23 protein-coding genes are annotated in these 25904 nt (G+C 68.0%); 10 read left to right on the top strand and 13 right to left on the bottom strand.

Annotated elements, in window-relative coordinates:
* Window positions 1–160: 160 nt before the first annotated feature.
* On the bottom strand, window positions 161–1021 hold the full coding sequence (locus tag AC1D2H_RS28335; RefSeq protein ID WP_478013197.1) for an NAD-dependent epimerase/dehydratase family protein: 861 nt from the start codon (window positions 1019–1021) through the stop codon (window positions 161–163).
* A 72-nt stretch (window positions 1022–1093) separates the two neighbouring features.
* On the opposite strand from AC1D2H_RS28335, the gene AC1D2H_RS28330 reads away from it, so the two are divergent.
* Window positions 1094–2113: a CDP-6-deoxy-delta-3,4-glucoseen reductase gene (locus AC1D2H_RS28330; protein WP_478013196.1), complete on the top strand. Its 1020-nt coding sequence runs from the start codon at window positions 1094–1096 to the stop codon at window positions 2111–2113.
* Window positions 2113–2841, top strand: coding sequence for a 2OG-Fe dioxygenase family protein (locus tag AC1D2H_RS28325; protein WP_478013195.1), 729 nt, complete (start codon window positions 2113–2115; stop codon window positions 2839–2841). The genes AC1D2H_RS28330 and AC1D2H_RS28325 overlap by 1 nt, the downstream gene beginning before the upstream one ends.
* 4 nt (window positions 2842–2845) lie before the next feature.
* Here AC1D2H_RS28325 and AC1D2H_RS28320 read toward each other — a convergent pair whose 3' ends face one another.
* On the bottom strand, window positions 2846–4573 hold the full coding sequence (locus AC1D2H_RS28320) for a sensor histidine kinase (protein WP_478013194.1): 1728 nt from the start codon (window positions 4571–4573) through the stop codon (window positions 2846–2848).
* Window positions 4570–5247 carry a LuxR C-terminal-related transcriptional regulator gene (locus AC1D2H_RS28315; RefSeq protein ID WP_477932215.1) on the bottom strand — a complete coding sequence of 226 codons (678 nt, stop codon included), beginning with the start codon at window positions 5245–5247 and terminating at the stop codon, window positions 4570–4572. Before AC1D2H_RS28315 ends, AC1D2H_RS28320 begins: the two co-directional genes overlap by 4 nt.
* A gap of 169 nt (window positions 5248–5416) precedes the next feature.
* Between AC1D2H_RS28315 and AC1D2H_RS28310 the strand changes: the two genes are divergently transcribed.
* From AC1D2H_RS28310 to AC1D2H_RS28300, 3 genes are all read left to right on the top strand, one after another.
* A complete protein-coding gene (locus AC1D2H_RS28310) occupies window positions 5417–6472 on the top strand; it encodes a Leu/Phe/Val dehydrogenase (protein ID WP_478013193.1) in 1056 nt (351 codons plus the stop codon).
* A 156-nt stretch (window positions 6473–6628) separates the two neighbouring features.
* On the top strand, window positions 6629–8101 hold the full coding sequence (locus AC1D2H_RS28305) for an OmpP1/FadL family transporter (protein ID WP_478013192.1): 1473 nt from the start codon (window positions 6629–6631) through the stop codon (window positions 8099–8101).
* 13 nt (window positions 8102–8114) lie between these two features.
* Window positions 8115–10451: an alkaline phosphatase D family protein gene (locus AC1D2H_RS28300; protein ID WP_478013191.1), complete on the top strand. Its 2337-nt coding sequence runs from the start codon at window positions 8115–8117 to the stop codon at window positions 10449–10451.
* Between the two features lie 62 nt (window positions 10452–10513).
* On the opposite strand, the gene AC1D2H_RS28295 is transcribed toward AC1D2H_RS28300, so the two are convergent.
* From AC1D2H_RS28295 to AC1D2H_RS28280, 4 genes are read right to left on the bottom strand one after another with little or no spacing between them, the layout of a single operon-like run.
* Window positions 10514–11227 (bottom strand): ABC transporter ATP-binding protein, encoded by a 714-nt coding sequence (locus tag AC1D2H_RS28295; protein ID WP_477932207.1) that lies wholly within the window; start codon window positions 11225–11227, stop codon window positions 10514–10516.
* Window positions 11228–11241: 14 nt separating this feature from the next.
* Window positions 11242–12027 (bottom strand): ABC transporter ATP-binding protein, encoded by a 786-nt coding sequence (locus tag AC1D2H_RS28290; protein WP_477932205.1) that lies wholly within the window; start codon window positions 12025–12027, stop codon window positions 11242–11244.
* Window positions 12028–12042: 15 nt separating this feature from the next.
* Window positions 12043–13125: a branched-chain amino acid ABC transporter permease gene (locus tag AC1D2H_RS28285; protein WP_477932203.1), complete on the bottom strand. Its 1083-nt coding sequence runs from the start codon at window positions 13123–13125 to the stop codon at window positions 12043–12045.
* Between the two features lie 13 nt (window positions 13126–13138).
* Window positions 13139–14062: a branched-chain amino acid ABC transporter permease gene (locus AC1D2H_RS28280; protein WP_025564063.1), complete on the bottom strand. Its 924-nt coding sequence runs from the start codon at window positions 14060–14062 to the stop codon at window positions 13139–13141.
* A gap of 297 nt (window positions 14063–14359) precedes the next feature.
* Here AC1D2H_RS28280 and AC1D2H_RS28275 point away from each other — a divergent pair, with 297 nt between their 5' ends.
* On the top strand, window positions 14360–16213 hold the full coding sequence (locus AC1D2H_RS28275) for a sensor histidine kinase (RefSeq protein WP_478013190.1): 1854 nt from the start codon (window positions 14360–14362) through the stop codon (window positions 16211–16213).
* Window positions 16206–17546 carry a sigma-54-dependent transcriptional regulator gene (locus AC1D2H_RS28270; protein ID WP_478013189.1) on the top strand — a complete coding sequence of 447 codons (1341 nt, stop codon included), beginning with the start codon at window positions 16206–16208 and terminating at the stop codon, window positions 17544–17546. The genes AC1D2H_RS28275 and AC1D2H_RS28270 overlap by 8 nt, the downstream gene beginning before the upstream one ends.
* Here the strand turns inward: AC1D2H_RS28270 and AC1D2H_RS28265 are convergent.
* From AC1D2H_RS28265 to AC1D2H_RS28245, 5 genes are all read right to left on the bottom strand, one after another.
* A complete protein-coding gene (locus tag AC1D2H_RS28265; RefSeq protein WP_478013188.1) occupies window positions 17543–18493 on the bottom strand; it encodes an amino acid ABC transporter substrate-binding protein in 951 nt (316 codons plus the stop codon). The genes AC1D2H_RS28270 and AC1D2H_RS28265 overlap by 4 nt on opposite strands.
* A gap of 97 nt (window positions 18494–18590) precedes the next feature.
* Window positions 18591–19883, bottom strand: coding sequence for a replication-associated recombination protein A (locus AC1D2H_RS28260; RefSeq protein WP_478013187.1), 1293 nt, complete (start codon window positions 19881–19883; stop codon window positions 18591–18593).
* 7 nt (window positions 19884–19890) lie between these two features.
* A complete protein-coding gene (gene lolA, locus AC1D2H_RS28255; RefSeq protein WP_478013186.1) occupies window positions 19891–20496 on the bottom strand; it encodes an outer membrane lipoprotein periplasmic chaperone LolA in 606 nt (201 codons plus the stop codon).
* Window positions 20493–22871 (bottom strand): DNA translocase FtsK, encoded by a 2379-nt coding sequence (locus tag AC1D2H_RS28250; RefSeq protein WP_478013185.1) that lies wholly within the window; start codon window positions 22869–22871, stop codon window positions 20493–20495. Before AC1D2H_RS28250 ends, lolA begins: the two co-directional genes overlap by 4 nt.
* Window positions 22872–22887: 16 nt before the next feature.
* Window positions 22888–23556 (bottom strand): Crp/Fnr family transcriptional regulator, encoded by a 669-nt coding sequence (locus tag AC1D2H_RS28245; RefSeq protein WP_056196243.1) that lies wholly within the window; start codon window positions 23554–23556, stop codon window positions 22888–22890.
* Between the two features lie 164 nt (window positions 23557–23720).
* Here AC1D2H_RS28245 and trxB point away from each other — a divergent pair, with 164 nt between their 5' ends.
* The 3 genes from trxB to rpmG all read left to right on the top strand — a co-directional run bounded on the left by trxB (window position 23721) and on the right by rpmG (window position 25293).
* Window positions 23721–24677: a thioredoxin-disulfide reductase gene (gene trxB, locus AC1D2H_RS28240; RefSeq protein ID WP_478013184.1), complete on the top strand. Its 957-nt coding sequence runs from the start codon at window positions 23721–23723 to the stop codon at window positions 24675–24677.
* A gap of 177 nt (window positions 24678–24854) precedes the next feature.
* The gene (gene rpmB, locus AC1D2H_RS28235; RefSeq protein ID WP_478013183.1) at window positions 24855–25088 is read left to right on the top strand and encodes a 50S ribosomal protein L28; all 234 of its coding nucleotides are present in this window, start codon (window positions 24855–24857) and stop codon (window positions 25086–25088) included.
* A 34-nt stretch (window positions 25089–25122) separates the two neighbouring features.
* Window positions 25123–25293: a 50S ribosomal protein L33 gene (gene rpmG / locus AC1D2H_RS28230; protein ID WP_056274272.1), complete on the top strand. Its 171-nt coding sequence runs from the start codon at window positions 25123–25125 to the stop codon at window positions 25291–25293.
* A 95-nt stretch (window positions 25294–25388) separates the two neighbouring features.
* Here the strand turns inward: rpmG and AC1D2H_RS28225 are convergent, their stop codons facing one another.
* On the bottom strand, window positions 25389–25883 hold the full coding sequence (locus tag AC1D2H_RS28225; RefSeq protein ID WP_478013182.1) for a DUF3016 domain-containing protein: 495 nt from the start codon (window positions 25881–25883) through the stop codon (window positions 25389–25391).
* Between the last annotated feature and the right edge of the window lie 21 nt (window positions 25884–25904).

The following is a 25904-nucleotide window of genomic DNA, read 5'->3' as shown; positions in this document are numbered from 1 at the left end:
GCGCGCGGGCTTTCTGGCCACAACCCGAAGGGAAGGCCATCCGCCAGGAGCCACTCCGCGTTGCACCGCTAGCCCGCATATCAATGCGGGCGTCGCGCTGCGCCTTGATTGCCCCCTGGCGGACGGCCTTCGCGACCCACTGCCGTGACGCTAACGGGCCCTATAGGCCTTCCTTCGGCGTCGGGTAGCGCAGCCGCAGCCGCAGTTCGCGCTTGAGGCGCGAGTTGCCCAGGCGGCGCGATTCGCTCCAGAAGCTCAGCTGCATGGCCGACATCCTTTCGGCCGCTTCGGCGCGGCTGATGCGCACAGGTCGCGGCAGACCGGTCAGGTCGGCGGCCAGATCGAAGTAGTCGCCCATCAGCAGCTGGCTGTCATCGCAGACATTGACGGCGCGCTGAGGCAGGCCGCGCAGCAGCGCGAGCAGGCAGGCATGGGCCAGGTCGTCGGCGTGGATGTGGTTGGTGAAGACATCGTCCTCGCGCCGCAGCACCGGCGTGCCACGCGCCAGGCGCTCACGGGGATGACCACCCTCGCGGTCGCGGGCGTAGATGCCGGGGATGCGCAGCAGGCTGACGCGCGTGCCGTGGCGGCGGCCGAAGGCGCGCAGCTGGGCCTCGGCGTCGACGCGGCGGCGGGCGCGGTCGGTCGACGGCTCGAGGGCCCGCGTCTCGTCGATCAAGGCGCCGGCGCAATCGCCGTAGACGCCGGTCGTGCTGGCGTAGACCAGGGCAGCCGGTGGCCGGCGCCCCAGGGCCGACAGCAGATTTCGGGTGCGCGCGTCCGCCTCGCCATCGCGAGCCGGTGGTGCGAGGTGAAGCACGAGATCGGCCAGCCCGGCCAGGCGGGCCAAGGTCGCCGGCTCGTCCAGATTGCCGACCAGCGGCACGGCACCCGCAGCGCGCAAGGCATCGGCCCGCGACGGGCTGGACGTCAGCGCGAACACCCGCCAGCGACCGGCCAACAGCTTCACCACACGCAGGCCGACGTCGCCGCAACCAATGATCAAGAGTCGGGATTTCATGCCTCGGGCAAAATGCGGCGCAGTCTACGGCCCCGGGCATCTCGTGCGGGGCCGCTGCCTTTTCGGAAGCTCATGTCCCATCAGATCACCATCCAGCCCGCCGGCCGCGTCTACCAGACCGAGGGCGACGACACCCTGCTCGCCGCGGCCATCCGCAATGGCGTCGGCCTGCCCTATGGCTGCAAGGACGGCGCCTGCGGCTCCTGCAAGAGCAAGCTGCTGGAGGGCGCCGTCATCCACGGCAACCACCAGCCCAAGGCGCTGTCGGCTGAGGAAGAGGCCGCGGGCTTCGTGCTGACCTGCTGCGCCCGCCCCCAGACCGACTGCACCATCGAAGCCCGCACGGTCCCCGGCGCCGGCGAGTTCCCGGTGCTGAAGCTGCCCAGCCGCGTGACCACCATCCTGCGCCCCGCTGCCGACGTCGCCGTGCTGACGATGCAACTCGCCGCCAACCAGAACTTCCAGTTCCGCGCCGGCCAGTACGTCGAATTCATCCTGCGCGACGGTTCGCGCCGCAGCTACTCGATGGCCAATGCGCCGCACAGCCTGCCCGGCCAGATCGAACTGCACATCCGCCACATGCCCGGCGGCAAGTTCACCGACCACGTCTTCGGCGCGCTGAAGGAGAAGGACATCCTGCGCATGGAAGGCCCCTTCGGCAGCTTCTTCCTGCGCGAGGACAGCGAAAAACCCATCGTGCTGCTGGCCAGCGGCACGGGCTTCGCGCCCATCAAGGCCATCATCGAGCGTGCCCGCCACATCGAGTCGACCCGGCCCATGGTGCTGTACTGGGGCGCGCGCAAGCAGGCCGACCTCTACCTGAACGACTGGGCCGCGCAGGCCGCCACCGAGTGGCCACAGCTGACTTATGTGCCCGTGCTGTCGGAGCCCGATGCCGGTTGGACGGGCCGCACCGGCTTCGTCCACCGTGCCGTCATGCAGGACCAGCCCGATCTCTCCGGCCACCAGGTCTATGCCTGCGGCGTGCCCATCATGGTCGAGTCCGCTCACAAGGACTTCGTCGCGCAGTGCAAGCTGCCTGACGAGGAGTTCTATGCGGATGCCTTCACCTCTGAAGCAGACAAGCACTGATGTTCGAGCCGCCATGGACCGCTGCCGCTGAGGTCGTCGACGCGCTGAGGCGCGACGGCGAGGCCGTGCTGGCGCCGAGCTCGCTGAGCGTGCTCGGTGCATCGGCGACCGATCTCGATGCCCTCAAGCCCTGCTGGGACGACCTGCCGCCCGATGGCTATCTGCGCGACGGCGGCCGCTACCGCTTCCGCCGCCACGGCTGCTTCGTCGCCGACGGCGGCACGCTGACTCTTCAACCCCATCGCGCCCACTGGCAGCCGCTGGACTACAACGCCCTGCACGGCGGCATCCAGCGCTGGTTCGTGCCGCTGGCCCAGGAGATGGTCAATTCACCCGCATGGACCGCGCTGCTGCTGGGCCTGGCCAGGACCGCCTCGGCCCTGAAGGGCGAGCAGCCCTGGTTCATCGAGGCCCATCCGTTTCGCATCGACACCAGCGACGGCATCGGCCGCCCGACGCCCGAGGGAGCCCACCGCGACGGCGTCGACCTGGTGGCCGTGCTCTTCGTCGGCCGCCACGGCATCAAGGGTGGCGAATCGCGCGTCTTCGACGCCGACGGCCCGGCGGGCCAGCGCTTCACGATGACCCAGCCCTGGACGACGCTGCTGCTGGACGACGCCCGCGTCATCCACGAGACCACGCCCATCCAGCCGCTGGTCGCCGGCGAGCGCGGCTGGCGCGACACCCTGGTCCTCACGCTGCGCAGTGGCGGTTTCCAGGGGCCCTGAGCCGTCAGGCGGGCGCCTTGGCCAGCAGCCGCTGCACGGTCTGCACCAGCAAGGCGTCGTTGACCGGCTTGTGCAGCACCTCCAGCCCGCTGCGGGCGAGCGCGGCCAGGCGGTCCGGCGCGGTATCGCCGGTGATGATGAGGGCGGGCGCCTCGCAGCCTTCGGCGCGCAGCGCGGCGATCAGCTCGGCGCCGGTTTTCTCGTCACCGAGACGGTAGTCGGCGAGCACGAGGTCCGGCCGATAGCCGCCGCGCCAGACGCTCAGCGCCTCGCCCGAGGCTGAAGCCGTCCGCACCGTCGAACCCCTGGCCTCCAGGCGCGCCTTCAAGGCCTGCTGGACATCGACATCGTCATCGACGACGAGGAACTTCAGCGCGGCCGGCAAGCGGTCCGACGCATCCTCGGCAACCGCCGCGACGCGCCCCGACCCGCCACCGGCCGCCGCCAGCTCGAACTCGAAGCGGCTGCCCTGGCCCGGCATGCTGCTCAACCGCAATGAACTGCCGAGGCGCTCGGCATGGCGCCGCGCGATGGACAGCCCCAGGCCCACGCCCTTGTCGCCGGCACGCGCGGCATTGCCGATCTGGAAGAAGTCGTCGAAGACCTGATGCTGGTCGGCAGGGGCGATGCCGATGCCGGTATCACTGACGCTGACATGCCAGCGCCCGGGCGCTCCGGCCTCGGCCGCCAGCGTCACCGTGCCGGCCGGCGTGAACTTGATCGCGTTGGCCACCAGGTTGTCGAGGATGCGCCGCAGCGCGGCCTCGTTGCCCAAGGCGAGGGTCGCGACCTCGGGCGCATCGACCACCACGGCCAAGCCGCGCTCGCGGGCCTGGGGCGCCCAGGCCTCGGCCGTCTGCTGCAACAGCGCCCTCAGGTCGACGGCGCTCAGCGGCAAGGCCGCCTCATGCGCCTCCAGCCGCGAGATCTCCAGGTACTGCGCCAGCAGCGGATCGGCGCGCGCCATCGCCCGGGCGATGCCCTCACCAATCTGATTCAGCCCCGCATGATCCAGCTGCCGGGCGTGCTCCTCGACGGCCTCGCCATACCAGCGCATCACGGCGATGGGCTGGCGCAAATCGTGGCTGGCCGCGGCGAAGAAGCGCCCCCGGGCCACGATGGCCTCCTCGGCCCGGTCGCGCTCCACGCGCAGCTGTTCGGCCCAGGTCATCTCGCGGGCCAGCACGGCGCCGTAGTCCCGCACATAGGAACGCAGCACGAAGAAGAACATGGCCAGCAGCAGCGCGATCGCAATGCCTTCGACATCAGCGCGCGCCAGCCAGACGCCGCAGAAGGCCAGGAACAGCGGCGCCGCCCAGACGTCGTAGAGGTGCATCAGGCCCGCCAGATTGGGTGCGCCGCCCACCGTCAGGCCCAGCATGACCATGGTGATCAGGTAGAGGCCTTGCGCGTCATGACCCAGCAGCGTCAGCAGCACCGGGACCGGTCGCAGCAGGCCGATGGCCACCAGCCAGTTGAAAGCAATGCGGCTGACCCGCTGCGCTTCCTCCTCGGTGACGGCGGACAGCTTGGGCAACTGCCAGCTGCGCGCGAGGTTGACGCCCGTCATGACCACGAACCAGGCGGCCGCGGCAGTCGCCAGGCCATCGCGCCACAGCACCCAGGCCACAAGGGCATGCGCCAGCGTGATGGGCCACTGCGCCCGCAGCACCTGCGCGCGCGCCATGACCAGCCGGCGCGCCAGCGCCGACTGCGCCGTTTCAGGCGTCATGCCTGGCCGCCACCGACGACACGGAACACCGCCTCGCCGCGCCTTTGCGCCCCCACGGCGGCCAGCACGCCGCGCACATGGGTGTGCACGGTGTTGACGCCAATGTCGAGTTCGCGGGCGATCTCCTTGTTGCTGGCGCCGCGCAACATGACGCGAAACACCTCGGCCTGGCGTTCGGTCAGCGCGGGGAAGCGCAGTTGCAGGGCGACCACGTCATCGGCAGAGGGCGGCGTGTCCTGCGGCGGCACGGTCGCCACATGCGCGCGCTGTTGCAAGGCCCGGTCCAGCAGGAAAACGCCGCCGCCCAGGGCAATCCTGATGGCCTCCAGCAGCGTGGCGCCACTGGCGCGCTTGGGCACGAAGCCGGCGAGCCCCAGGTCAAACACCCGCTGCGGCCAGGGCGTCGGGTCACCGCCCGACACCACCAGGATGGGCGCCCGCGACCCGGCCGCGCGCAGGGCTTCGATCACCGCCCGGCCGTCCTGTGGCCGCCCGTCCGCCCCCGTCAGATGCCAGTCCAGCAGCGTCAGCTCATAGGGCACGTTCGCGGCCAGCTCGACGGCCACCGCCAGCTCAGCCGTCTTGTCCAGGCTGAGGTCGGGCATGCTCACCTGGAGGAAAGCCTCCAGCCCCTCCAGCACCAGATCCTCGTCGTCGATCAACAGGGCCCGCACGTCCAACTCCCCTTGGCGCTGTCATCCGCGCCTATGTCGTCACGGGTGCGAAGGTTAACCGCGCTGCGGGCCTGCCGAGGCCGCGGCGCGGTGGCCCCTTAAAATCGCCGCCGGCTGCGCCAAAAGCGTGGCTGCCCTCCCTCACTGCCGCGCCAAAAGCGCCCAACGCATGAACCCGACCTCCCTCTTCGGCCTGCCCGAGCAAGCTGCCCATGAGCGCGTGCTGCTCGCCACCGACCCGGCCACCGGCCTCAAGGCCATCCTCGCCGTGCACAGCACCGCCCGCGGCCCCGCCTTCGGCGGCTGCCGCCTGTGGCACTACGAATCCGAAGCCGCGGCGCTGAACGACGCGCTGCGCCTGTCCCAGGGCATGAGCCTGAAGAACGCGCTGGCCGACCTGCCCTTCGGCGGCGGCAAGGCCGTCATCCTGAAGCCCGAGGGCGCCTTCGACCGCCCGGCCCTGTTCGCCGCCTTCGGCCGCGCCGTGCAGTCGCTGCAAGGCGCCTACATCACGGCTGAAGACGTCGGCACCACGACCGCCGACATGCGTGGCATGCAGGCCGTGACGCCCTTCGTCAGCGGCATCCCGCGCGAAGCCGCCTTCGGTGGCGACCCCAGCCCCAAGACGGCCTGGGGCGTGTTCGTCTCCATCCAGGCCGGTGCCCGCCTCGTGCTGGGCCGCAATTCGCTGGAAGGCGTGCGCGTCGCGCTGCAGGGCCTGGGCGCGGTGGGCTGGCATCTGGCCGAGTTCCTGCACAAGGCCGGCGCCAAGCTGGTCGTGGCTGACGTGGACGCCGCCAAGGTCGAGCGCGCGGTGGCGCAGTTCGGCGCCACAGCCGCCAGCGTGGCGGACATCCTGGCTGCCGACGTCGACGTGCTGGCCCCCTGCGCACYGGGCGCCTCGCTGAACGAGAAGACGGTGCCGACGCTGCGCGCCAAGCTGATCGCCGGCGCGGCCAACAACCAGCTCGCCACGCCGGACGACGGCGACGCGCTGCAGCGCCGCGGCATCTGCTACCTGCCCGACTACCTGGTGAATGCCGGCGGCATCATCAGCGTGGCCCGCGAGTACCGCAACGAGGGCGAAGAGACCGCCGTGATGGCCGAGGTCAGCAAGATCGCCGAGCGCGTCGAAGAGCTGCTGCAGCGCGTGCAGACTGCCGACTCGACGCCCGCTCGCGTGGCCGATGACTGGGCGCGCTCCAAGCTCGTGCGTCTGGCCTGAGTCCAGCCCCTAAGTTGGCTGGGCGGTTGCGCCCAGCCAACACCTAGAGAGCTCTCCCCAGTCCAGGGTTTGTCTCGACCGGTTTTGTCCTCGACGTGACACGACCGATGCGCACAATTCGCATCGGTTACGCACGATTACGGAGACAAATACATCATGAAGACCCCACGTCCCGCGGGCGCGCTGCGCCCGTTGCTGGTCGCCATGGCGCTGCTGCCACTGGCCCTGACGGCCGAGGCCGCCGGCTACCGCTTCGGCACCCAGAGCGCCGCTGCCGAAGGCACAGCCAATGCCAACGGCGCCGAGGCCGCCGACGCCAGCACGCTGTTCGCCAACCCCGCCGGCATGACGCGGCTGTCGGGCTGGAACTTCTCCGGCGTCATCGACTACGTCGACCCCAAGACCAAGTTCACCGACCAGGGCTCCTACATCTCCCTGCCCGGCACCGGCCTGCAGTCGCGCCCGACCGGCACCACCGGTGACACGATGAGCTTCGCCAAGGCCGCCGTCGTGCCCCATATGTATGCCTCCTACAGGGCTTCCGACACGCTGGCCTACGGCGTCGGCTTCTTCGTGCCCTGGGGCACCAAGCTCGAGTACCGCGATGACTGGGGCGGCCGCTACAACCTGCAGAAGGTCGAACTGAAGTCCTTCGCGCTGAACCCGAATATCGCGTGGAAGGCCACGCCCGAGCTGTCGCTGGCCGGCGGCATCAACCTGCAATACATGGAAGGCAAGCTCAAGCGCGCTGTGCCCTACGCCTCGGCCTATGCCAAGGGCCTGCTCGGTGCCGCACAACAGGCCGCCGCGGCCGGCGCGCCGGGCCTGGCCCTGCAGCTGCAGCAGCAGGCGGCTGTCATCTTCGGCAACAGCGCTTATGACGGCTCTATCGCCGTCGAGGGCAAGGACTGGGGCCTGGGCTTCAACCTGTCCGCGCTGTGGGAGCCGGCCGCCGGCACGCGCGTGGGCCTGGCCTACCGCAGCAGCGTCAGTCACAAGCTCAAGGGGACGGCCGACTGGACGCAGCCGAGCAACCTGCCGCCCGAAGTGCTCGCCGCGATCACCGGCAAGCCCTACAACGGCACGTCGGCGCTGGACCACAACGACTCCGACGTCAGCCTTGCCGTGCGCACGCCCGAGTCTGTCTCGCTGCACGGCTTCCAGCAGCTGACGCCGACCATCGCCGTGATGGCCGATTTCACCTGGACGCGCGACTCGCGCCTGCAGCAGTTACGCATCGATTTCGCCAACTCGACGGCCGACTCCATCACGCCCGAGCACTGGAAGGACAGCACCAAGGTGTCCGTCGGCGCGCATTGGCAGGCCCTGCCGTCGCTGCTGCTGCGGGCCGGCTACAGCAAGGACCTGTCGCCGGTGCCCTCGGCCACGCGCAGCCCGGCCCTGCCCGATGCCCACCGCACCTGGGTCGCCCTGGGAGCCAACCTGGCCGTGACGGACAGCGCCAGCGTCGACTTCTCCTTCGGCAAGGTGAAGCTGAAGGACGCCGCGATGAACGCGACCGATGACGCCGAGGGCGAGACGCCGTGCAACTGCTCCTACGCAACCGCGCGCGGCAACTACACCACCAAGGCCACCATCTTCGGTGTCCAGTTCAACTACAAGTTCTGAGGAGGCGAACATCATGGATCGCCGCAGTTTTCTTCGCCGCAGCGCCGCTCAAGCGGGCGCCCTGATCACCGCCTCCACCGCCCTGTCCAGCCTCGTCGGCTGCGGCGGTGGCGGCGATGCCGGGGCCCCCATCGAGCCCCTGCCCGCCACCTTCCCCGGCAGCAGCACGCCGCTGCCGACGACGGCCGCCGCCAGCGGCACGTTCAAGTTCCCGCAGTCGGTCGCCTCGGGCGACCCCAAGCCCGATGGCGCGGTGCTGTGGGCCCGCGTGGTGCCCAGCAGCGCCGATGACGTGACCAGCGCCACGGGTGGCGGCAGCTACAACGTGACGTTGAAGATCAGCAGCGCCGCCGGCAATGCCGCACTGCTGGGCACCACGTCGGCGCTGACGGGCACCGCCGACGCCACCGCGGACGTGCCGGTCTACGAGTTCTACGACCACACGCTGCGCCACCGCATCAGCGGCCTGCAGCCGGCCACGGTCTACTACTACCAGTTCACCGCCGGCAGCAGCGTCTCGCGCATCGGCCGCTTCAAGACGGCCCCGGCCGCCGACGCCGACATCAGCGCGCTGAACTTCGCCTTCGTGTCCTGCCAGGACTGGAGCGTGAACCACTGGGCCGGCATGGACACGCTGGCCCAGGAGAACATCGACTTCGTCGTCCACCTCGGCGACTACATCTACGAGGCCGTCGGCGCCGACTACCAAGCGGGTGGCGTCGAAAGCGCCCACACCGCGCTGGCCCTGCCCGCCGGCACGACCCTGCCCACGGGCGGCAAGTACGCGACGACGCTGGCCGACTACCGCTACCTCTACAAGCGCTACCGCACCGACCGCCGCCTGCAGAACCTGCACGAGCGCTTCGCCTTCGTCGCCGTCTGGGACGACCACGAGTTCAGCGACGACTGCTGGCAGGACCGCGAGACCTACGACAACGGCACCTTCAACGCGACCACCCAGGTCGGCGACAACACGGCCCAGACCTCGCGCCGCATGTCGGCCAACCAGGCCTGGTTCGAGAACATGCCGGCCGACATCAGCTTCACGCTGGACCCTGGCCAGGGCATCACCGGCATCCGCATCTACCGCGACCTCAAGTTCGGCAAGCTGATGCACCTGGTCATGACCGACCAGCGCCTCTACCGCGCCGACCACCTGATTCCCGAAGCCGCCCCCAGCCCGCTGACGGGCCAGGCCGTCGGCTCCATCGGCGCGCGCTATCTGGTGCCGCAGGCCACGCTGGCCGGCGTCGAGGCCGCCAAGCTGGCGGCCGGTGCCGGCCTGCCCGATCCGCTGGCCCTGGTCAGCGTGCTCGGTGGCGCCCAGCGCCAGTGGTGGGTGCAGACGATGACGACGTCGACCGCCCAGTGGAAGGTCTGGGGCAACGAGGTCTCGCTGCTGCGCATGGGCATGGACGGCAACAAGATCCCGACCGCGCCGGCCGCCTTCAAGGCCAAGTTCGTGCTGAACGCCGACCAGTGGGACGGCTTCAACGCCGAGCGCAAATACCTGATGGGCCAGCTGCTCGCCAAGGGCGTGAAGAACGTCGTGGCCGTCACCGGTGACATCCACGCCTTCTATGCCGGCGTGGTCATGGCCGACTACGACGCCGCCACGCCTGTGCCGGCGATGGTCGACCTCGTCACGGCCGGCGTGTCCAGCAACTCCAACTTCAGCTACTTCTACAGCGCGGCCACCCAGCCGGCGTTCGCGGCGCTGAAGCCGCTGGTGGCCACGAGCGAGGCCGAAGCCGAGGGCATCGCCATCCAGATGCTGAGCGCGGCCGTCGCCATCGCCGCGGGCGTGACCGACCTGAGCAACACGGCCGCCATCCAGGCTGCCGTGCAGGGCGCCATCCTCGCGGGCAAGGTGCCGGCCGCGGCCTTCGCGCCGACGGCCACACTGTCCAGAGCCATCATCAACACCTTCGACGAGACCCAGAACGGCAATATGGGCACCATCGTCGCGGGCACCATCGCCGGCCTGGCCGGCGCCGCCAAGTCGGTCGCCGCGATGACGCTCTACGGCCTGATCCAGCAGTCGCTGGCCACGGCCCTGGGCATCCCGGCCAACTTCGTGCCAGCCTCGGAAATCGTCAAGCGCCTCAACCCCTTCGCCAACTCGACGACGGGCGTGCCGCCGACGGTCAACAACCCCTGGATCAAGCACGTCGACAGCGACGCCCAGGGCTATGCCGTCGTGTCGCTGAGCAAGACCGAGCTGCTCTGCACCTTCAAGAAGATGGCGCGCCAGGTCGGCGGCACGGCACCGGCAAGCCCGGTCGCCAGCGTCAAGACCGTTCGTGTCGCGGCCGGCGTGACGGATGTGAGCGTGGTGGCCAGCCTCTAAGCGCGGTCCACCAAAACAAACGCCCGACAGTGCCGGGCGTTTTTCTTTGGCGAACTAGCCGCTTACTCGCCGAGGTAGGCTGCGCGGACTTTCGGGTCGTTCAGCAGGGCACTGCCCTCACCCTCCATCGTCACTTCGCCCGACTCCATCACATAGCCGCGGTTGGCGAGCTGCAGCGCGCGGCTGGCGTTCTGCTCGACAAGCAGCACCGTCACGCCCTGCTGGTGGATGTCGTTCACCACCTCGAAGATCTTGTCCACCATGATGGGCGACAGGCCCATGGACGGTTCGTCCAGCAGCAGCACCTTGGGGCGGGCCATCAGCGCGCGGCCCATGGCCAGCATCTGCTGCTCGCCGCCGGACATGGTGCCGGCCAGTTGCTTGGCGCGCTCCTTCAGGCGCGGGAACAGCGTGAAGACCTTGTCCATGTCGGCCTGCACCTCGCCATCCCTGCGGTTGTAGGCGCCCATCTGCAGGTTCTCGGTGATGGTCATGCGCGTGAAGGTGCCACGGCCTTCCGGCACCATGACCAGGCCCTGCTTGGCCAGGTCCCAGGCGCCCTGGCCCTTGATGGCCTTGCCGAGATATTCCACGCTGCCAGCAGCAATGGGCTGCAGGCCGGTGATGGCCTTCATGGTCGTCGTCTTGCCGGCGCCGTTGGCGCCGATCAGCGACACGAGTTCGCCCTCGCGCACCTCGAAGTTGACGCCCTTGACGGCCTGGATGCCGCCGTAGGCGACCTTGAGGCCGCTGACTTTGAGAAGGGTTTGTGCCATGTTGTTCGTCCCTCTCAATGGTTCTTGTGGCCGGCGCCGAGGTAGGCCTCGATCACCTTCTCGTTGCGCTGCACGTCGTAGGGCGTGCCTTCGGCGATCTGCTTGCCGTAGTCCAGCACCGTCACGCGGTCGCACAGGCCCATGACCAGCTTCACATCGTGCTCGATGAGCAGGATGGTGCGGCCGTCATTGCGGATGCGGTCGATCAGCTCGCGCAGCACGACCTTCTCGGTCGCGTTCATGCCGGCGGCGGGCTCGTCCAGCGCGATCAGCTGCGGGTCAGTGGCCAGGGCCCGGGCGATCTCCAGGCGGCGCTGGTCGCCATAGCTCAGCGTGCGCGCCTTGTAGTCCGAATACTCGCCAATGCCGACATAGTCCAGCAGCTCCTGGGCACGTGCCTTGATGGCGGCCTCCTCGGCCTTGAACTTCGGCGTGCGGAAGACCGCGCCGATCAGGCCGGACTTGGTGCGGATGTGGCGGCCGACCATCACGTTCTCGATGGCCGTCATGTCGGCAAAGAGGCGGATGTTCTGGAAGGTGCGCGCGATGCCGGCCTTGGCGACCTGGTGCACGGCTTGGGGCTGATAGGGCGTGCCGCCCAGCGCGAAACTGCCGCCGTCCGGCACGTACAGGCCCGTGATGACGTTGAAGAAGGTCGTCTTGCCGGCGCCGTTGGGGCCGATCAGGCCGTAGACCTGGCCGCGCTGGATCTGGATGCCGACGTCGGACAGGGCCTGCACGCCGCCGAAGCGCTTGGACGCGCCGCTGACGTTGAGAACGATGTTGTCGTGGGTGGTCATGTTGTGCGTCCTCCCTTACTTCGCGGCCGGCGGTGCGACCTTGCCGTGCTCGGGCGATGGCCACAGGCCGCGCGGGCGGGCGAGCATGATGCCGATCATGGCCAGGGCCACCAGCAGCTGGCGCAGGATGGAGGCGTCGAGGCGCCCGTCGGTCATCTGCTGCAGCGGGCCGGCGACATAGCGCAGCACCTCGGGCAGGGCCGACAGCATCAGCGCGCCGAGGATGACGCCAGGGATGTGGCCGATGCCGCCCAGCACGACCATGGCGACGATCATGACCGACTCCTGCAGGCTGAAGGACTCGGGCGACACGAAGCCCTGGAAGCTCGCGAACATCGCGCCCGACACGCCGCCGAAGGTGGCGCCCATGCCGAAGGCCAGCAGCTTCAGGTTGCGGGTGTTGATGCCCATGGCCTTGGCGGCGATCTCGTCCTCGCGGATGGCCATCCAGGCGCGGCCGATACGGGAGTTTTCCAGGCGGTAGCAGACCACCACCCCGCCCACCACGAGGGCCAGGAAGAGGTAGTAGTACAGCGTCACCGACGGCAGCGTGAAGCCGAACACCTCCCAGGACTTGCCCAGGTCCACGCCGAAGACGTGGAAGGAGTCGATCTGGCCGATGCCGCGCGGGCCGTTGGTGATGTTGACCGGGTACTCGAGGTTGTTCAGGAAGACGCGGATGATTTCGCCGAAGCCCAGCGTGACGATGGCGAGGTAGTCGCCGCGCAGCTTCAGCGTCGGCGCCCCCAGCATCACCCCGAAGAAGGCCGCGAGTGCCGCGCCGGCGGGGATGACCAGCCACAGCGGCGAGTGCAGGCCCGTCGGGAAGGCGGCCTGGATGGCCTCGAAGTTCTCGCTCAGGTGCGGGCTGGACATCAGCGCGAACATATAGGCGCCGACCGCGTAGAAAGCGACGTAGCCCAGGTCCAGCAGGCCGGCGTAGCCGACGACGATGTTCAGGCCCAGCGCCAGCAGCACATACAACAGGGCCAGGTCGATGATGCGGACCGGGCCGTTGCCCAGCTGCTGTGCGAACAACGGCACAACCAGCAGGCCGATGGCGGCCGCGAGGAAGGTGAAGATTTTCTTGGTGTCCATGTCTTGGCTCCCTTCAGGCGCGATCGGCCACACGCTCGCCGAGCAGGCCCGAGGGGCGCAGCGTCAGCACGAGGATGAGGGCGACGAAGGCAAAGATGTCGGCGTAATGGCTCCCCAGCACGCCGCCGGTGAGGTCACCGAGGTAGCCCGCACCGATGGCCTCGATCAGCCCAAGCAGCACGCCTCCCACGACGGCGCCGGCCAGGTTGCCGATGCCACCCAGCACGGCGGCCGTGAAGGCCTTCAGGCCGGGCATGAAGCCCATGGTGTGCTGCACGGTGCCGTAGTTGGCCGCCCACATCAGGCCGGCCACTGCCGCGAGCGCGGCACCGATGACGAAGGTGGTGGAGATGATGAAGTCGGGCTTCACACCCATCAGGCCGGCCACGCGCGGGTTCTCGGCGGTGGCGCGCATCGCGCGGCCCAGGCGGGTGTAGTTCACGAGGTACATCAGGCCGGCCAGGATGCAGACCGTCAGGCCCAGGATCAGGCACTGCGTGACGGTAATGACGGGGCCGCCCAGGTCGAAGGGCGTCGTCGGCAGCAGCAGCGGGAAGGGCTTGGGATTCGGCTTCCAGATGATCATCGCCAGCACCTGCAGCAGCAGCGACATGCCCATGGCGGTGATCAGCGGCGCCAGGCGCGGTGCATTGCGCAACGGCCGGTAGGCAATCTTCTCGACCGCAAAGTTCAGGGTGGCGCAGACGACGATGGCAGCGGCCAGGCCGATCAGCATCAGCAGCCAGCCGGGGATGCCGGAATCCGCCAGCAGCGTGACCAGCGTCCAGCTGACCATGGCGCCCACCATCAGGATCTCGCCGTGGGCGAAATTGATGAGGTTGATGATGCCGTAGACCATCGTGTAGCCGAGTGCGACGAGGGCATACATGCTCCCCAGCACCAGGCCGTTGATGATCTGTTGAATCAGAGTCTCCATGAGGGCTCCTGGAATAATTGTTGGGCGCAGCATGCGCTACGCGACCTGCGTTAAATCGCAACCCTCGTGCCAATGAAGGCGTTTCAAGGGTATTCACCGACGGTATGAAACGGCCGACCGTTAGCTCCGCCCCACGGGGGCGGGCCTGGTCAGATTTCACGAGTGTCGGCCCGCTAAAACTGGGCGGAAATCCGCACAAACCGCAGCGCTCGCGAGCGGTTCTCCGCCAGCGTCGAAAAAACTGCCGCCGGGCCTGTCGTGCAGCCCGCCGCATGGGCAAACTACACGGCCCCTGCCATGGTTGTGCCTGCCTCCCTTCGTCCGCGCGCGCTGCGCCTCCTCCGCCTGCTGAGCCGGCCGGGCTTCCATCTCTTCCTGACGGGCCTGCTGATGGTGCTCGGCTTCGCGCTGGCGCACCGTCTCAGTGAACGCAGCGGCCGCGAGCAGCTGTCGGCGCTCAGCACCGAGAGGCTGGAGCTCTATGCCTCCAACCTCGCCGCCGAGCTGGGCCGCCACGCCTCCCTGCCCAGCCTGCTGGCCATCGCGCCGACGCTGCAGGCGCTGGTGCAGGCGCCCGATGACGCCGCGGCCCGGCGCGCCGCCAGCCAGATGCTGGCCCGCGTCAATGTGCGTGCCGGCACCCACCAGCTCTTCGTTGCCGATGCCAAGGGCCAGGTCTTGTCGGCCAGCGAGACGCTGACGCCGCCGGCCCGCCTGGCCGAGGCCCTGGCCCAGGGACGCACGCATTTCTTCGCCGCCGACGCCAACACCGGCAGCACGGACTTCTATCTGCTGCACCCGCTGCGCCAGGCCAGCCGGGACAGTGGCGTCATCGTCGTGCGCTTCAACCTCGCGCCGCTGGAGGCGACCTGGATCGACCTCGGGCTGCGCTCGCAGAACGAACGCATCCTCATCGCCGACGACCAGGACGTCGTCATCATGAGCTCGGTGCAGGCCTGGAAGTACGCTGTGCTGGGCCACGCCGATCCCTCGCGCCGCCAGGCCCTGCAAGCCAGCGCGCGCTATCCGCAGGCCATCGGGCCCGACCTGGAGCTGCCCGCCTCGTTGGAGGTGCACCAGGGCCAGCAGGTGAAGCTGCCCCTGCCAGGAGCCTACGGCGCCAAACCCATGCTGGCCCAGCAGCGCCAGATCGTGCCGCTGGGCCTGCGCCTGGTCGCCTTGTCCGACCTGACCGAAGTGCGCCAGCGCGCCCAGCTCGCGGCCTGGGGCGGCGCGGCCTTTGGCGCCAGCATCGGCCTGCTCGTCCTCTATCTGTCGTCGCGCCGGCGCGCGCTGCGCCAGCTCACCCGGGCGCAGACCGAGCTGCAGCAGGCCCACGCCCTGCTCGAGCAGCTGGTGGACAGCCGCACCGCCGAGCTGCGCCAGACCAATGACGCGCTGAAGACCCAGATCGCCCAGCGCCTGCAGACCGAAGGCGAGTTGCTGCAGGCCAGCAAGCTTGCCGTGCTGGGTCAGATGTCGGCCGGGCTGTCGCACGAAGTCAACCAGCCGCTGACCGCCTTGCGCGCGCTGGCGCGCAACTCGATCCGCTTGCTGGAAGCCGGCCGCCAGGACGCGGTGGCGACCAATCTGCAGCTGATGGACGACATGGTCGAGCGCATGAGTCAGATCACGCGCCAGCTGAAGAGCTTTGCGCGCAAGGCCGATGAACAGGTCACGGGCGCCGTGGCGCTGCTCGACAGCGTGCGCAACGCCCTGCTGCTGCTGGAGCACCGCAGCCGGGCGATGGACCTGCAAACCGAGATCGACGTGCCCGCCGGCCTGCGCGTGCGCGCCGAAGCCAACCGGCTGGAGCAGGTGCTGGTCAACCTGTTCGGCAATGCCATCGATGCGATGCAGCAGGAGACCGAGCGCCGTCTGCTTGTGCGGGCCACCGCACAGGACGGCGGGCGGCGTGTGCTCGTGCAGGTGCAGGACAGCGGCGCCGGCGTCGGCGACGAGCAGCTGCCGCATCTCTTCGAGCCCTTCTTCACCACCAAGCCCGCCGGCGAAGGCCTGGGACTGGGCCTGGTGATTTCGGCCAAGATCGTGAATGAGTTCGGCGGCACGCTGCGCGCCCAACGCCTGGAGCACGGCATGAGTTTCGAGTTCGACCTCGCCGTGGAAACATGGGAGTCTGAAGATGTTTGAGGGCTACAAGGTCGTGTTCGTCGAGGACGACCTGCCGGTGCGGGTCAGCCTCACGCAGACGCTGGAACTGGAGGGTTTCACTGTGCAGCCCTGCCGCACGGCCGAGGAGGCCCTGCCCCACATCCAGCCCGGCGCGCCCATCATCGTCATCACCGACGTGCGCCTGCCCGGCATGGACGGCCGTGCCCTGCTGGCCCATGTGCAGGCCACCGACGCCAGCATTCCCACCATCCTCATCACGGCCCACGGCGACGTGACCATGGCCGTGCAGTCCATGCGCGCCGGCGCCTACGACTTCATCGAGAAGCCCTTCGCGCCCGAGCGCCTGCTGGACGTGGCCCGCCGCGCCCTGGACCTGCGCACGCTGCGCCACTCGGCCGACGAGCTGCGCACCCAGCTGCAGCGCGCCAGCGGCATCGAGGCCGCGCTGCTGGGACAGTCTTCGGCCATGCAGCAGCTGCGCCGCCAGGTGCTGAATCTGGCCGGCACCTCGGCCGATGTGCTGATCGTCGGCGAGACCGGCACCGGCAAGGAGCTGGTGGCACGCTGCCTGCACGACCAGAGCGCGCGCCGCGATCGCCACTTCGTCGCCATCAACTGCGGCGGCCTGCCCGAGGCGCTGTTCGAGAGCGAGCTGTTCGGCCACGAGCCTGGCTCCTTCACGAGTGCAGCCAAGCGCCGCATCGGCAAGATCGAGCATGCCAACGGCGGCACGCTGCTGCTGGACGAGATCGAGACCATGCCCATCGCGCTGCAGATCAAGCTGTTGCGCGTGCTGCAGGAGAGGCGCATCGAGCGCCTGGGCTCCAACCAGGAGCTGCCGGTCAACGTGCGCTTCATCGCCGCCAGCAAGTCGGATTTGAAGGAGCAGGCCGCCAAGAACGAGTTCCGCAGCGACCTTTACTACCGCCTCAACATCGCGACGCTGCAACTGCCGCCGCTGCGCGAGCGCCGCGAGGACATCCCGCTGCTGTTCGAGCACTTTGTCGCCCAGGCCTGCGCGCGCTACGAACGTCCCGGTCCCGAAATGACGCCAGAGAAGCTGCGCGAACTGATGGCCCACGACTGGCCGGGCAATGTGCGCGAGATCCGCAACGCGGCCGACCGCTTCGTGCTGGCCCTGGACGACCTCGACCCACAGGCTGCGCTGCAGGCCATGCCGGCGCTGAACCTGGCGCGGCAGATGGACCTGGTCGAGAAAACGCTGATCGAGCAGGCCTTGCGCCGCTGCCACGGCAAAGTGCCCGCCGCCATGGAGCTGCTCGGCACCCCGCGCAAGACGCTGTACGACAAGCTGAACCGGCACGGCATCGTGCTGGACGACTTCCGCTAGCGGTATTTGTCGGGATCCGGCGAATCCGTCGGGTTCGCAATGACGCGGCGGAAGGCCGCACTCATCGGCAGCTTCAGGTTCAGCCCCTGCGACGGCAGCGGCGACTCGAACCAGCGGCGGTAGATCGCGTGGATCTCGCCGCTGCGGTAGAGGCCGACGAGCACCTCGTCCACCAGCGCCTTGAACTGCGGATCGTTCTTGCGCAGGCCGATGGCATAGGGCTCGACGGTCAAGGCCTGATCGGAGATGCGGTAGTCGTCGGCGCCCGGGCCCTGCTGGGCCAGCAGCGCGCGCAGCAGCACGTCGTCCATCAGGAAGGCCGAGGCGCGGCCGCTGCGCAGCAGTTGGAAGCCCTCGGGGTCGTCCAGGCCGCCGAGGATGCGGATGCCCAGACCCTGCTGGTCGTTGACCTTGGCCAGATGCTGGATGCTGGTGGTGCCGATGGTCGACGCGACAGGCAGTCCGCGCAGGTCGGCCAGGCCCTGCACGCGCTCGGCGGCGCGCGTCATCAGCCGGGTCTCGGCGATGAAGATGGTCAGCGAGAAGGCCTGCTGGCGCGCCCGCTCGGCGGTGTGCGTCGTGATGCCGCACTCCAGGTCCAGCGTGCCGTTGATGACCAGGGGCATGCGCGTGGCGGATGCCACCTCGACGCGGCGCACCTCCAGGTCCGGCAGCTGCAGCTTGGTTCGGACGGCCGCAACGATGCGGTCGCAGAGCTCGACCGTGTAGCCGGTGGGGCGCAACTGGGCGTCGAGGTAGGAGAAAGGCAGGGAGGCCGGCCGGTAGCCGATGACGATGACGCCGGTGTCGCGCACCCGCGTCAGCGTCGGCCCGTCGGCCGCCTGCGCTGCGAACGCGCACAGCGCGAGCAGCGCCGCGCTAAGGAAACGTTGAATGAGTTCCCGCGAGTGCGCGCGCCTGGGTGCGGGATGCAGCGCAAGGCGCAAACCGCAGTCATAGCCACGGCTATGGCGAGGATTTGCAACGCCGCGATGCGCCCGCAGCCAGGATGCGCGCGCCGCGAGGAACTTGTTCAGCGTTTCCTCAGGCTTCATCATCGAGGCGACGCAGTTCGGCCAGCTTGTCGGCGATGCGCAGCTCCAGGCCACGCGGCACGGGCTCGTACCAGCGCTGGTCCTCCAGCCCATCGGGCAGGTATTGCTCGCCGGCCGCATAGCCATTGGGCTCGTCGTGGGCATAGCGATAGGCCTTGCCATAGCCCAGGTCCTTCATCAGCCGCGTCGGCGCATTGCGCAGGTGCTCGGGCACCGGGCGAGTCTGATCCTGCTTGATGAAGGCCTTGACCGCGTTGAAGGCCTTGTAGACCGCGTTGGATTTGGGCGCGATGGCGAGGTAGACGACCGCCTCGGCCAAGGCCAGCTCGCCTTCGGGCGTGCCCAGGCGTTCGTAGGTGTCCGCCGCGTCCAACGTGATGCGCAGTGCACGCGGGTCGGCCAGGCCGATGTCTTCGCTGGCCATGCGGATGAGCCGGCGCGCGATGTAGCGGGCATCGACGCCGCCGTCCACCATGCGCACGAACCAGTACAGCGCGCCGTCCGGGCTGCTGCCGCGAACGGATTTGTGCAGGGCGCTGATGACGTCGTAGAACTGGTCGCCGCCCTTGTCGTAGCGGCGCAGTTGCTCGCCGAGCGTCCGCTCTAGCAGAGCCTCATCGATGAGCTGGCCATTGGCGAGCGCAGCGGCGGATTCGAGGGCGTTCAGCAGCCGGCGCGCATCGCCGTCGGCATAACCGATGAGGCGGTCAGCGGCTGGCTGGGTCGGCGGCTCGACACCCAGCTCCCTGGCACCGCGCTCGATCAGCTCCTGCAACTCGCCCGCGTCCAGGCTCTTCAGCACCTGCACCTGTGCGCGCGACAGCAGCGCCGAGTTGACTTCGAAGCTGGGGTTCTCGGTCGTCGCGCCGATGAAGGTGAACAGGCCCGACTCGACATGCGGCAGGAAGGCGTCCTGCTGGGCCTTGTTGAAGCGGTGCACCTCGTCAACGAAGACCACCGTGCGCCGGCCCTGCTGGGCTGCAATCTGGGCGCGGTCCACCGCCTCGCGGATGTCCTTCACGCCACCCAGCACGGCCGAAATGGCGATGAACTGCGCGTCGAAGGCACCGGCCACGAGACGCGCCAGCGTCGTCTTGCCGACGCCGGGCGGGCCCCACAGGATCATGCTCTGCAGCCTGCCAGCTTCAAACGACGCACGCAGCGGCATGCCAGGCCCGAGCAGATGGCGCTGGCCGATGACCTCGTCCAGCGTCTTAGGGCGCAGGCGCTCGGCCAGCGGTTGTGCGGGCGGGTCGGCGTCGAAGAGAGACGCTGTACTCACAGTCCGGTCACTGCTCGATCAGGTCAGCCCCGGCCGGCAGCTTGAACTGGAAACGGTCCGCCGCGACCGGCACATTGGCCTGCACGGCGCTGAAGTCCAGCCGCGAACGCTGGCCGAAGCCGTCGACGATTTCCATCGCCGCCAGCTCCTTGCCCTTGAAACCGAGCTTGAGGGCCTGGATGGTCGATTCGGCTTGCTTGGGCAGGGCCTGCACCCAGTCCAGGCCGCCATCGCTCGCTTGGGCCTTCAGCGTGAAGTCGCGTTCGAGATTGCTGCCTGCAAGCAGGGCCGCGGGTGTCGCGCCCAGCGCGTCGGTCAGCTTGCGCGAGCTGGCCTGGTTGAGGTCGGCGTCATAGATCCAGACCTTCTGGCCATCGGCCACGATGACCTGCTCGAAGGGCTTGGCGTAGGCGAATCGAAAGCGATTGGGCCGCTCGAACTCGAAGCTGCCCGACGAGACCTTCTTGCGCTTGCCGTCGGGTGATGTGACGGTCTGCGTGAAGTTGGCCTTGCCGCTCTTCACCTCGCGACCGAAATCGCGCAGCGCGTCAACGGCATCGGCGTGGGCCGCACCGGCCATCAGCAGGGTCAGGGAAAGCAGAAAGTTCTTCATTCGTCTCGCTTGGGAATGATCAATTCGCGGCTGCCATTGGCAGCCAGCGCGCCGACAAGCCCCGAGTTCTCCATCTGCTCCAGCAACCGGGCGGCGCGGTTGTAGCCTATGCGCAGATGGCGCTGCACCAGCGAGATCGACGCCTTGCGATGTTGTAGGACGATGGCCACGGCTTGGTCGTACATGGGGTCTTGCTCACCGCTGGCTTCACCCGGCGCCGGCGCTTCGCCGTCGATGCCGTCGAGCACGCCGCCTTCGAGGATGCCTTCGATGTAGTTGGGCTCACCCTGGGACTTGATGTACTCCACAACGCGGTGCACCTCGTCGTCGCTGACAAAGGCGCCGTGCACGCGGATGGGCAGGCCGGTGCCCGAGGGCATGTAGAGCATGTCGCCCATGCCCAAGAGCGCCTCGGCGCCCATCTGGTCGAGGATGGTGCGGCTGTCGATCTTGGAGCTGACCTGGAAGGACAGGCGGGTCGGGATGTTGGCTTTGATGAGGCCGGTGATGACGTCCACCGACGGGCGCTGCGTGGCCAGGATCAGGTGGATGCCGGCCGCGCGCGCCTTCTGCGCCAGACGGGCGATCAGCTCCTCGATCTTCTTGCCGACGACCATCATCAGGTCGGCCAGCTCGTCGATGACGACGACGATGAAGGGCAGGCGCTCCAGCGGCTCCGGCTCCTCATTGTTCAGCGCGAAGGGATTCGGGATGCTGATGCCGTTGGCCTTGGCTTCGTCGATCTTCTTGTTGTAGCCGGCCAGATTGCGCACGCCCATCTTGGACATGAGCTTGTAGCGCCTCTCCATCTCGCCGACGCACCAGTTCAGCGCATTGCCGGCCTGCTTCATGTCGGTCACGACGGGCGCCAGCAAGTGCGGGATGCCTTCGTAGACGCTCATTTCCAGCATCTTGGGGTCGATGAGGATGAGGCGCACATCGCGGGCCTCGGCCTTGTAGAGCAGGCTGAGGATCATCGCGTTGATGCCCACCGATTTGCCCGAACCGGTCGTGCCGGCCACCAGGCAGTGCGGCATCTTGGCCAGGTCGGCCACGATGGGCAGGCCGATGATGTCCTTGCCCAGACCCATGGTCAGCTGAGACGACGCGTCTGCGTAGACCTGCGAACCGAGGATCTCGGACAACCGGATGGTCTGGCGGCGCGCGTTCGGCAGCTCCAGGGCCATGTAGTTCTTGCCGGGGATGGTCTCGACGACGCGGATGGACACCAGGCTCAGCGAGCGCGCCAGGTCCTTGGCCAGGCCGACGATCTGCGAGCCCTTCACGCCGGTGGCGGGCTCGATCTCGTAGCGCGTGATGACCGGGCCCGGCGATGCGGCGACGACATGCACCTCCACGCCGAAATCGCGCAGCTTCTTCTCGATGAGGCGGCTGGTCATCTCCAGCGACTCGGGTGTCACCGTCTCCTGGCGGCCGGGTGCGGCGTCCAGCAGGTCGACCTGGGGCAGCTTGGCGTCGCCGGCATCGACGAACAGCGTCTGCTGGCGCTCCTTGGCGACGCGGGTGGATTGCGGCACTTCGACGACGGGCGCCTCGATGACCAGCGGTGCATGTTCAGCCTCGACCTGGCGCTCGATCTGGCGCTCGACCTCGACCTCCTGCTCGCGCTCCTTCACCGCCTGTTCGCCGGCCTTCTGGTCGGCCTTGATTTCGCGCTTTTCGAGGTGCTGCTCGCGCAACTGCTCGATGCGCTCGCCGATCGACTCCGCGAGTTGGCCCCAGGAGAAGCGCAGTGCCCAGGACATGCCCGTCAGCAACAGCACGATCCAGACGACGCCAGAGCCGGCAAAGCCCAGGCCCTTCATGCCCAGCGGACCCAGGGCGTAGCCGAGCAGGCCGCCGGCATGACCGGGCAGCCGAGCCTCGACGGCGTAAAGCCGACTCCACTCCAACGCGCAACTGGCCCCGACCAGCAGCAGCACGCCGGCCCACCCGCGCAGGCGCCGGCTCCAGCGCATGGCCTCCGGCGCGTCGTGGCGCAGCAGGCCAGCCAGGCCGCGCAACCAGGCCCGCACGGCGAGGACAGGCAACCACCAGGCCGAGAAGYCGAACAGGAAGAGCAGGCCGTCCGACACCCAGGCGCCAAAACTGCCGACACGATTGCCGACGAGGTCGCGCTGGCCGCTGGTACTGAAGGCGGCGTCGCGCAGGTCATGCGTGGCCAGTGCCAGCACGAGCAGGGCGAGGACCAGGGCCGTCAAGGCCAGCCACAGCGGCGTGCGCAGCAGCCGTGAAGCGGTCGACGGCGGTGCCGCCTCGCGCTTGGGCGCCTGGCGGCGGGTGGGTTTGGCGGGTGCGGCGGGTTCGCCGGCGGCATCGTCACCGCCCAGCAGGGAACCGAGGGGAAAACTCATCCCCGCATTGTCGCCGTCAATCGTGGGTCAGCCGTTCCTTGATGACCACCGAACCGTTCTCAAGCGTTTCAATGACGCCGCGCTCTTCCAGGTCCTTCATGACCCGGCTGACCATCTCGCGGGAGGCCCCCACCACCTTGGCCATGTCCTGGCGCGAGACCTTGCCACGGATCAGCTTGATGCCCTTCTCGTCCTCGGACATGTCCAGCAGCGTGCGCGCGACGCGGCCATAGACGTCCAGCAGTGCCAGCGACTCGATCTGACGGTCGGCATTGCGCAGGCGCGCCACCAGGCCACGCAGGATGCCGTAGGACAGGCTGCTGCTCTCGGGCAGGCAGCGCGCGAACTCCAGGCGACCCAGCACGAGCATGTCGGTCTGGACCTCGGCACGCACCGTGGCCGAATGGGGTTCGTTGTCGATCAGGCTCATCTCGCCGACATAGTCGCCCGACTGCAGCACGGCCAGGATGACCTCGCGGCCACGGTGGTCGGCCGTCAGCACGCGGGCGCGGCCGTTCAGCAGGATGAAGAGGGCGTTGGATTTGGTGCCCTGCTCGACAATCAACTCGCCACGCTTGAAGCGGCGCTTGACGACGCTGTCAGCGATGGACTGGGCCTGATCGGTGGTCAGCATCGAGAACAGCGGAACACGGCGGATCAGGTCGAGGTTGGAAATCATCGCCATATGCAGTCTCCAGGTTTGGGCTCCAGGCCAGCGGCAATAAATGCGCCTGCCTAAAATGGCGTGCATTGTGCACACGCGGCAGGCTTCCCCGCATGGGGTAAGGCCGGGGTTTTTACCCCTAAGACGACCTTGCGAGCCGCCAGCCCACCCTCACCTTCCCTCCCATGACCGCTACGACCCAACACCACGGCCTGCTCATCCTCGGCTCCGGCCCTGCCGGCTACACCGCCGCCATCTATGCCGCACGCGCCAATCTCAAGCCTACGCTGATCACCGGCATGGCCCAAGGGGGTCAGCTCATGACGACGACCGAGGTCGACAACTGGCCGGCCGATGTGATGGGCGTGCAGGGGCCTGAGCTGATGCAGCGCTTCCAGGAGCACGCTGAGCGCTTCCAGACCCAGATCGTCTTCGACCACATCAACGCGGTCGACTTCTCCAGGCGCCCCTTCACGCTAACGGGCGACAGCGGCGTCTACACCTGTGACGCCCTCATCATCGCCACCGGCGCCTCGGCCAAATACCTCGGCCTGGACTCCGAACAGGCCTTCATGGGCCGCGGGGTCAGTGGTTGCGCCACCTGCGACGGCTTTTTCTACCGCGGCCAGGAAGTCTGCGTCGTCGGCGGCGGCAACACGGCTGTCGAGGAGGCGCTCTACCTGTCCAACATCGCCAGCACCGTCCACCTGATCCACCGCCGCGACAAGTTCCGCGCCGAGCCCATCCTGGTCGACAAGCTGCATGAGAAGGTCGCCGCCGGCAAGATCGTGCTGCACCTCTTCCAGCAACTCGACGAGGTGCTGGGCGACGCCTCGGGCGTGACCGGCGTGCGCACCCTCAGCACGCTGGATGGTGCCAAGGCCGACATCCCGGTGCACGGCTGCTTCATCGCCATCGGCCACCAGCCCAACACCGACATCTTCAAGGGCCAGTTGGAGATGAAGGACGGCTACATCATCACCAAGAGCGGCTTGAACGGCTTCGCGACCATGACCAGCGTGCCGGGCGTCTTCGCCGCCGGCGACGTGCAGGACCACATCTACCGCCAGGCCATCACCAGCGCCGGCACGGGCTGCATGGCGGCGCTGGACGCCCAGCGCTTCCTCGACCAGGAAGCCTGAGCCAAGCCCCTTCCGGGTCCGCGGGTTTTCCGCTACACTCGCGGGCTTGCCTGCCGTATGGATCGCATCCGAAACCACGAACATCGTTCTGGTTGAGGATTTAGCAGGCATTTGCGGTCAAAGGGCTTCCCGAGGAACTTGGGAAGCTGGTCAGCGAAGTCAAACCGGAGAAGCGTCATGGCACGCGTCTGTCAAGTCACGGGCAAGAAGCCCATRGTCGGGAACAATGTTTCCCACGCCAACAACAAAACCAAGCGTCGGTTCCTGCCGAACCTGCAATACCGCCGTTTCTGGGTGGAATCGGAAAACCGTTGGGTGCGTTTGCGCATCACCAATGCCGCTCTGCGTTTGATCGACAAGGTCGGCATCGACCAAGTCGTCGCCGATCTGCGCGCCAAGGGCGCTCTCTGATCGTCGCTCACTGACCCACTGAAGGAATACGACCATGGCATCCAAAGGCGGCCGCGAGAAGATCAAGCTGGAGTCCACTGCGGGCACCGGCCACTTCTACACCACGAACAAGAACAAGAAGACCACGCCCGAAAAGCTCGAATTCATGAAATTCGATCCCAAGGTGCGCAAGCATGTCCTGTACAAGGAAATCAAGCTGAAGTGATGCCGGGCGGCCTGTCCGCCCAGTCCACGCAGCAAGACAAAACCCGCCAAGCGGCAACGCTGGCGGGTTTGTTCTTTTGGGGGCGCCGGACGAAGTCAGCGGCTGGCGGCAGCGGCTACGGCGGGGCTGAACTCGCGCTGCATCCAGCGGTCGATCATGCGCTTCTCGTAGCGCAGCGAGTCACCGCTGTAATAGGCGTTGAAGCCATCCTGATAGTTCATGTCGCGCAGACGGCTCTTGCCCTGCTGGATGACCTTGTCACCCTCGCGGACTTCCCAGCTGAGTTCGATGGAGGGCGATGTCACCGTGCGCATCACGCGCAGCCACTGGCCGCGCCAGACGAAAGGCTCCACCTCGCCGGCCAGGTCGACGTCCGACACGTCGAAGCGGATATTGCGCCCCGGCAGGAACTTCCCGGCCTGAGCCACCAGATGGGCCTCGATGTCCTTCAGCACATCCGGCTGGCGAAAGCCGTTGTTGTCCTTGGTGTCCGAGAACTTCTCGGGGTTGATGAAGTTCACCTGCACATCGGCATGTGCGGCAGCGGATGCAAGCGCCATCACGGCCAGGGCGATCCAACGAGTCTTCATGGCAAGCCTCCTAATTCAGTG

This window comes from Roseateles sp. P1_C1_2, from assembly GCF_056406535.1.
This window is presented reverse-complemented; position numbering and strand designations above follow the sequence as displayed.

What these genes read in the sequence shown, in the direction of transcription:
- AC1D2H_RS28335 (WP_478013197.1), bottom strand. Translation starts at nt 1,021, where the DNA reads ATGAAATCCCGACTCTTGATCATTGGTTGCGGCGACGTCGGCCTGCGT.
- AC1D2H_RS28330 (WP_478013196.1), top strand. Translation starts at nt 1,094, where the DNA reads ATGTCCCATCAGATCACCATCCAGCCCGCCGGCCGCGTCTACCAGACC.
- AC1D2H_RS28325 (WP_478013195.1), top strand. Translation starts at nt 2,113, where the DNA reads ATGTTCGAGCCGCCATGGACCGCTGCCGCTGAGGTCGTCGACGCGCTG.
- AC1D2H_RS28320 (WP_478013194.1), bottom strand. Translation starts at nt 4,573, where the DNA reads ATGACGCCTGAAACGGCGCAGTCGGCGCTGGCGCGCCGGCTGGTCATG.
- AC1D2H_RS28305 (WP_478013192.1), top strand. Translation starts at nt 6,629, where the DNA reads ATGAAGACCCCACGTCCCGCGGGCGCGCTGCGCCCGTTGCTGGTCGCC.
- AC1D2H_RS28300 (WP_478013191.1), top strand. Translation starts at nt 8,115, where the DNA reads ATGGATCGCCGCAGTTTTCTTCGCCGCAGCGCCGCTCAAGCGGGCGCC.
- AC1D2H_RS28295 (WP_477932207.1), bottom strand. Translation starts at nt 11,227, where the DNA reads ATGGCACAAACCCTTCTCAAAGTCAGCGGCCTCAAGGTCGCCTACGGC.
- AC1D2H_RS28290 (WP_477932205.1), bottom strand. Translation starts at nt 12,027, where the DNA reads ATGACCACCCACGACAACATCGTTCTCAACGTCAGCGGCGCGTCCAAG.
- AC1D2H_RS28285 (WP_477932203.1), bottom strand. Translation starts at nt 13,125, where the DNA reads ATGGACACCAAGAAAATCTTCACCTTCCTCGCGGCCGCCATCGGCCTG.
- AC1D2H_RS28280 (WP_025564063.1), bottom strand. Translation starts at nt 14,062, where the DNA reads ATGGAGACTCTGATTCAACAGATCATCAACGGCCTGGTGCTGGGGAGC.
- AC1D2H_RS28275 (WP_478013190.1), top strand. Translation starts at nt 14,360, where the DNA reads ATGGTTGTGCCTGCCTCCCTTCGTCCGCGCGCGCTGCGCCTCCTCCGC.
- AC1D2H_RS28270 (WP_478013189.1), top strand. Translation starts at nt 16,206, where the DNA reads ATGTTTGAGGGCTACAAGGTCGTGTTCGTCGAGGACGACCTGCCGGTG.
- lolA (WP_478013186.1), bottom strand. Translation starts at nt 20,496, where the DNA reads ATGAAGAACTTTCTGCTTTCCCTGACCCTGCTGATGGCCGGTGCGGCC.
- AC1D2H_RS28245 (WP_056196243.1), bottom strand. Translation starts at nt 23,556, where the DNA reads ATGGCGATGATTTCCAACCTCGACCTGATCCGCCGTGTTCCGCTGTTC.
- trxB (WP_478013184.1), top strand. Translation starts at nt 23,721, where the DNA reads ATGACCGCTACGACCCAACACCACGGCCTGCTCATCCTCGGCTCCGGC.
- rpmG (WP_056274272.1), top strand. Translation starts at nt 25,123, where the DNA reads ATGGCATCCAAAGGCGGCCGCGAGAAGATCAAGCTGGAGTCCACTGCG.
- AC1D2H_RS28225 (WP_478013182.1), bottom strand. Translation starts at nt 25,883, where the DNA reads ATGAAGACTCGTTGGATCGCCCTGGCCGTGATGGCGCTTGCATCCGCT.